Here is a 6,396-nt window from a genome sequence, read left to right on the forward strand (position 1 = left end):
GTCCTGGATGCGCAGGATCAGCCGGCGGCGCAGGCTGTCCAGGCGCTGCTGCAGGTCGCCGCTGTGGGGCGCCAGCAGCTCGGCGGCGGCCGAGGGCGTGGGCGCGCGCACGTCGGCGACGAAATCGCTGATGGACACGTCGGTCTCATGGCCCACGGCGCTGACGATGGGCGTCACGCAGGCGGCGATGGCGCGGGCCACGGGTTCCTCGTTGAAGCACCAGAGGTCCTCCAGCGAGCCACCGCCACGGGCCAGGATCAGCGCGTCGAAGCCCTGCGCATCGGCCAGCTTCAGCGCGCGGACGATCTGCCCGATGGCCTCGCGGCCTTGCACGGCGGTGGGGATCAGGGTCAGCTCGACCTGCGGTGCGCGGCGGCGGAACACGCTGATGATGTCGCGGATCACCGCGCCGGTGGGCGAGCTGATGATGCCGATGCGCCTTGGGTGAGCAGGCAGCTCTTGCTTGCGCTCGGCGGCGAACAGGCCTTCGGCGGCGAGCTTTTCCTTCAGCGCCTCGAAGGCCAGACGCAGTGCACCGTCACCGGCGGGTTCGACCGCATCGGCAATCAGCTGGTAGTCGCCGCGCCCCTCGAACAGCGAAATCTTGCCGCGTACCCGCACGGCGAGACCGTCGCGCAGGGCCTGGCGCACGCGCAGGGCGTTCTGCCGGAACAGCGCGCAGCGCACCTGGGCGTTGCTGTCCTTGAGGGTGAAGTACATATGCCCGGACGCCGGGCGGGCGAGGTTGGAGAGCTCGCCCTCGACCCAGACCTGCGGGAACACGTCCTCCAGCAGGTGGCGGGCGCGCTGGTTGAGCTGGCTGACGGTCAGAACCTCGCGGTCGAGGCCCAGCCGTTGGAAGGGATCTTTCTGCATGGCCAAGGATGATAAGCGGGCCTGTGGACAGGGGCCAGCGCGCAAGGTGGAGAAAGCTTCATTCAGATCGTCTGGTCACGTTGAGCCGCAGCCCCCAGCTGAGATATAATGCCGCGCTTCCATTTTTCCCGATCGGGAGCCCCCGCCATGCTGCGCATCAGCCAAGAAGCCCTCACTTTCGACGACGTCCTCCTGATTCCAGGTTATTCGGAAGTCCTGCCCAAGGACGTGAGTCTCAAGACTCGCCTGACCCGTGGCATCGAACTGAACATCCCGCTGGTGTCCGCCGCGATGGATACCGTGACCGAAGCCCGCCTGGCCATCGCCATGGCACAGGAAGGCGGCATCGGCATCATCCACAAGAACATGAGCATCGAGCAGCAGGCCGCCGAGGTCCGCAAGGTCAAGAAGCACGAGACCGCCATCGTTCGCGATCCGGTCACCGTGACCCCGTCGACCAAGATCATCGAGCTGCTGCAGATCGCCCGCGAGTATGGCTTCTCCGGTTTCCCGGTGGTGGAAGAGGGTGAGCTGGTCGGTATCGTCACCGGCCGCGACCTGCGCGTGAAGCCGAACGTCGGCGACAGCGTTTCGGCGATCATGACCCCGAAGGAAAAGCTGGTCACCGCCCGCGAAGGCACTGCCCTGGAAGAGATCAAGGCCGCTCTGTACGAGAACCGCATCGAGAAGATGCTGGTGGTCGACGAGAAGTTCCGCCTGACCGGTCTGGTGACCTTCCGCGACATCGAGAAGGCCAAGACCTACCCGCTGGCATCCAAGGATGACCTGGGCCGCCTGCGCGTCGGCGCAGCCGTCGGCACCGGCGCCGACACCGGCGAGCGTGTTTCCGCACTGGTCGCCGCCGGCGTTGACGTCGTCGTCGTCGACACCGCCCACGGCCACTCCAAAGGCGTGATCGACCGCGTGCGCTGGGTGAAGGAAACCTTCCCGCAGGTACAGGTCATCGGCGGCAACATCGCCACCGGCGAAGCCGCCAAGGCACTGGCTGACGCCGGCGCCGACGCCGTGAAGGTCGGCATCGGCCCGGGCTCCATCTGCACCACCCGTATCGTCGCTGGCGTCGGCGTGCCGCAGATCTCCGCCATCGCCAACGTCGCCGCTGCCCTGGAGGGCACCGGCGTTCCGCTGATCGCCGACGGCGGCATCCGCTTCTCCGGCGACCTGGCCAAGGCCATGGTGGCTGGCGCCTACTGTGTGATGATGGGCTCGATGTTCGCCGGTACCGAAGAGGCTCCGGGCGAGATCGAGCTGTTCCAGGGCCGTTCCTACAAGTCCTACCGTGGCATGGGTTCCCTGGGCGCCATGGCCGGCTCCACCGGTTCCTCCGACCGCTACTTCCAGGACGCCTCCGCCGGCGCCGAGAAGCTGGTGCCGGAAGGCATCGAAGGCCGCGTGCCCTACAAGGGCCAGCTGACCGCCATCGTCCACCAGCTGATGGGTGGCCTGCGCGCCGCCATGGGCTACACCGGCAGCGCCGATATCCAGGACATGCGCACCAAGCCGCAGTTCGTGCGCATTACCGGCGCCGGCATGGCCGAGTCCCACGTCCACGATGTGCAGATCACCAAGGAAGCCCCGAACTATCGCGTGGGCTAAAGCCCACGGCTTCAAGCTTCAGGCGGCAAGCTACAAGCCAGAGCGCTGTGGCGGCCGCCGCGCTCTTTCTATCTTGCAGCTTGCGGCTTGAAGCTTGCAGCTGCCTCGCAGAGGCCCCCATGTCCCAAGACATTCACGCTCACCGGATCCTGATCCTCGATTTCGGCTCCCAGTACACCCAGCTGATCGCCCGCCGCGTCCGCGAGATCGGCGTGTACTGCGAGATCCATCCGTTCGACATGAGCGACGACGAGGTTCGCGCCTTCGCCCCGCGTGGCATCATCCTGGCCGGCGGCCCGGAGTCCGTGCACGAAGACAACAGCCCGCGCGCGCCGCAGGCCGTGTTCGACCTGAAGGTGCCGCTGTTCGGCATCTGCTACGGCATGCAGACCATGGCCGAGCAGATGGGCGGCAAGGTACTGGGCTCTGACCTGCGCGAGTTCGGCTACGCCCGCGTCGACGTGGTCGGCAAGGCCCGCCTGCTGGACGGCATCGAAGACCACGTGGACGAAGACGGCGTGTTCGGCCTCGACGTGTGGATGAGCCACGGCGACAAGGTCACCGAGATCCCGGCCGGCTTCCACATCCTCGCCAGCACCCCGAGCTGCCCGATCGCCGCCATGGCCGACGATGCCCGCGGCTACTACGGCGTGCAGTTCCACCCGGAAGTGACCCACACCAAGCAGGGCGGTCGCATCCTCTCCCGCTTCGTGCTGGACATCTGCGGCTGCGAAGCCCTGTGGACCCCGTCCAACATCGTCAACGACGCCATCGCCACCGTTCGCGCCCAGGTCGGCAACTCCAAGGTGCTGCTCGGCCTGTCCGGCGGTGTCGACTCCTCGGTGGTCGCGGCGCTGCTGCACAAGGCCATCGGCGACCAGCTGACCTGCGTCTTCGTCGACAACGGCCTGCTGCGCCTGCACGAAGGTGACCAGGTGATGGCCATGTTCGCCGAGAACATGGGCGTCAAGGTCATCCGCGCCAACGCCGAAGAGCTGTTCCTCGGCCGCCTGGCCGGCGTCAGCGATCCGGAGCAGAAGCGCAAGATCATCGGCGGCAGCTTCATCGAGGTCTTCGATCAGGAAGCCACCAAGCTGCAGGACGTGAAGTTCCTCGCCCAGGGCACCATCTATCCCGACGTGATCGAGTCGGCCGGCGCCAAGACCGGCAAGGCCCACGTGATCAAGTCGCACCACAACGTCGGCGGCCTGCCCGAAGACATGCAGTTCGAACTGGTCGAGCCGCTGCGCGAGCTGTTCAAGGACGAAGTCCGCAAGATCGGCCTGGAGCTCGGCCTGCCCTACGACATGGTCTACCGCCACCCGTTCCCGGGCCCGGGCCTGGGCGTGCGCATCCTCGGCGAGGTGAAGAAGGAGTACGCCGACCTGCTGCGTCGCGCGGACCACATCTTCATCGAAGAGCTGCGCAACTTCGACTGGTACCACAAGACCAGCCAGGCCTTCGTGGTGTTCCAGCCGGTGAAGTCCGTCGGCGTGGTCGGCGATGGCCGTCGCTACGCCTGGGTCGTGGCCCTGCGCGCGGTGGAAACCATCGACTTCATGACCGCTCGCTGGGCGCACCTGCCGTACGAGCTGCTGGAGAAGGTCTCGAACCGCATCATCAACGAGATCGAAGGCATCTCCCGCGTCACCTACGACGTGTCGAGCAAGCCGCCGGCCACCATCGAGTGGGAATGATCGGAGACGTTTAACGTTTCCTTAACGAAGAGGGCGGCAATCTCGCCGCCTTCTTCAACAGGCAAGAGCGGCATACCCGTTCTTGACCTGGCGCATGAGAGGCGTTTGCCTCTTCATGCACAGTTACTTTCTGCTTTCGCTTTGTGAAGCAGGACAGCGCAGCCGGCCGCAAGAGCCTGGCGCCGGGCGCCAAACGCGCCCACCTCCGTGAAAGCCGATGGGGTCGCAAGTCCCTTGTTCTAGGAGTCTGGACCCATGTCGTTTACCCGCAGACAAGTACTCGGCGGCATCGCCGGCCTGGCCGTGCTCGGCCTGGGCGCCGGTGGCGCGCGCCTCTGGCTGGCGCGCCCGGAAGTCGCCGCCGAACACGATTACGAACTGATCGCTGCTCCCTTGGACCTGGAACTGGTGCCCGGCCACAAGACCCCTGGCCTGGGCTATGGCGGTCAGGCTCCCGGCGTGGAGATCCGCGCGCGCCAGGGCGACTGGCTGCGGGTGCGCTTCACCAACAAGCTGGATGAGCCGACCACCATCCACTGGCATGGCATCCGCCTGCCCATCGAGATGGACGGCGTACCCTACATCTCGCAGCCGCCAGTGCAGCCGGGCGAGAGCTTCGTCTACCAGTTCAAGACACCGGACGCCGGCAGCTACTGGTACCACCCGCACCTGATGAGCAGCGAGCAACTGGGCCGCGGCCTGGTCGGGCCGCTGATCATCGAAGAGCGCGAGCCGAGCGAATTCACCAGCGAGAAGGTGCTCTGCCTGAAGACCTGGCACGTGGACGAGGAAGGCAATTTCACTGCCTTCAGCGTGCCTCGCGAGGCCGCGCGCGAAGGCACGCGCGGGCGCCTTTCGACCATCAACGGCGAGCGCACTCCGGTGATCGAACTACCGGCCGGCGAGATCGTCCGGGTGCGCATCCTCAACGTCGACAATACCGTGACCTACCGCCTCAACCTGCCGGACGCCGAGGCGAAGATCTACGCCATCGACGGGCACCCGGTGGAGCCGCGCGACTTCGGCAAGGGCCCGAACGACCAGTACTGGATCGGCCCGGGCATGCGCCTGGAACTGGGCATCCGTGGCCCGGCAGAAGGTACCGAACTGTCGCTGCGCAACGGCCCGGTACGCCTGGCGACCATTCGAGGCGTGGCCAATGCCAAGGCGCCGACTGCCAGGTGGCCGGCGCCGCTGCCGCATAATCCGGTGGCCGAGCCGGACCTGAAGAGCGCCGAGACCATCAACTTCAAATTCGAGTGGGTCGGCGCCATGACCGACTACTCCAAGGGCCAGTCGGCGCCTTCGCTTTGGCAGATCAACGGGGTGGCCTGGCAGGGCGGCGAGGAGCACAAGCACAACGGGCCGCCGCTGGCGAAGCTCAAGGAAGGCAACAGCTACATCTTCGTGCTGCGCAACATGACCCAGTACCAGCATCCGATCCATCTGCACGGCATGGCCTTCAAGGTGCTGGACTCCGATCGTCGGGAGATCATCCCGTATTTCACCGATACCTACCTGCTGGGCAAGAATGAGACGGCACGCGTGGCATTGGTGGCGGATAACCCCGGCCTGTGGATGTTCCACTGCCACGTGATCGATCACATGGAGACCGGCTTGATGGGAACCATCGCGGTGGGCGAGGCATGGTGCGGCTGACCAACAGCAAGGGGCATCCGACGGTGAAGGGGCTGGTGCCGGTCATCGACCGCAGCCAGGACATCCCATTCATGCGCGAGGCCATGGCGCTGGCCGAACAGGGTGCGGCCCTGGGCGAAGTTCCGGTGGGCGCCGTGCTTGTGCTGGACGGTCAGGTGATAGGCCGCGGCTTCAATCGGCCGATCACCTCCCACGACCCCAGCGCCCATGCCGAGATGGTCGCCATTCGCGAGGCCGCCGCCGCTGCGCAGAACTACCGCCTGCCTGGCAGCACGCTCTACGTGACTCTCGAACCCTGCAGCATGTGCGCCGGCCTGCTGGTGCACTCGCGCATCCAGCGCGTAGTGTTCGGCGCTGCCGAGCCGAAGTCCGGCGTGGTGGTCAGCCGGGGTAACTTCTTCGAGCAGGGCTTCCTCAATCACCGGGTGCTGGTGGAGGGCGGGGTGGTGCGCGCCCACCAGGTGGTCCGGGTCGCCGGCGTCGGCGAAGGCGAGATCACCAGCGGCAGCTTCTCCCCGACCCTCGGCAAATCCATCGCCCTGGCCCG

General features: G+C 66.3%; 4 protein-coding genes and 2 pseudogenes. 5 read left to right on the forward strand and 1 reads right to left on the reverse strand.

Translation table 11 applies throughout. The features are described from left to right. The coding region (gene xseA, locus ACCC94_RS26780) for an exodeoxyribonuclease VII large subunit (protein ID WP_413352634.1) at positions 1-876 on the reverse strand (876 nt) is incomplete at its 3' end. A 147-nt stretch (positions 877-1,023) separates the two neighbouring features. On the opposite strand from xseA, the gene guaB reads away from it, so the two are divergent. The 5 genes and pseudogenes from guaB to ACCC94_RS26805 form a co-directional block, all read left to right on the forward strand. Further along, on the forward strand, positions 1,024-2,493 hold the full coding sequence (gene guaB, locus ACCC94_RS26785) for an IMP dehydrogenase (protein ID WP_088419656.1): 1,470 nt from the start codon (positions 1,024-1,026) through the stop codon (positions 2,491-2,493). 119 nt (positions 2,494-2,612) lie between these two features. Then, complete coding sequence (gene guaA / locus ACCC94_RS26790; protein ID WP_413352635.1) at positions 2,613-4,190, forward strand: glutamine-hydrolyzing GMP synthase; 1,578 nt, start codon at positions 2,613-2,615, stop codon at positions 4,188-4,190. Between the two features lie 255 nt (positions 4,191-4,445). Then, entirely contained in the window at positions 4,446-5,849 is a 1,404-nt protein-coding gene (locus ACCC94_RS26795) for a multicopper oxidase family protein (RefSeq protein WP_413352636.1), read from the forward strand. After that, positions 5,837-6,298 (forward strand): annotated as a pseudogene (gene tadA, locus ACCC94_RS26800) (tRNA adenosine(34) deaminase TadA); the annotation flags it as partial. The gene ACCC94_RS26795 and the pseudogene tadA, both read left to right, overlap by 13 nt. Continuing rightward, positions 6,275-6,396 (forward strand): annotated as a pseudogene (locus tag ACCC94_RS26805) (glycine cleavage T C-terminal barrel domain-containing protein); the annotation flags it as partial. The pseudogenes tadA and ACCC94_RS26805, both read left to right, overlap by 24 nt.

This window comes from Pseudomonas sp. Pseusp97, from assembly GCF_047304025.1.
Classification (GTDB): domain Bacteria; phylum Pseudomonadota; class Gammaproteobacteria; order Pseudomonadales; family Pseudomonadaceae; genus Pseudomonas.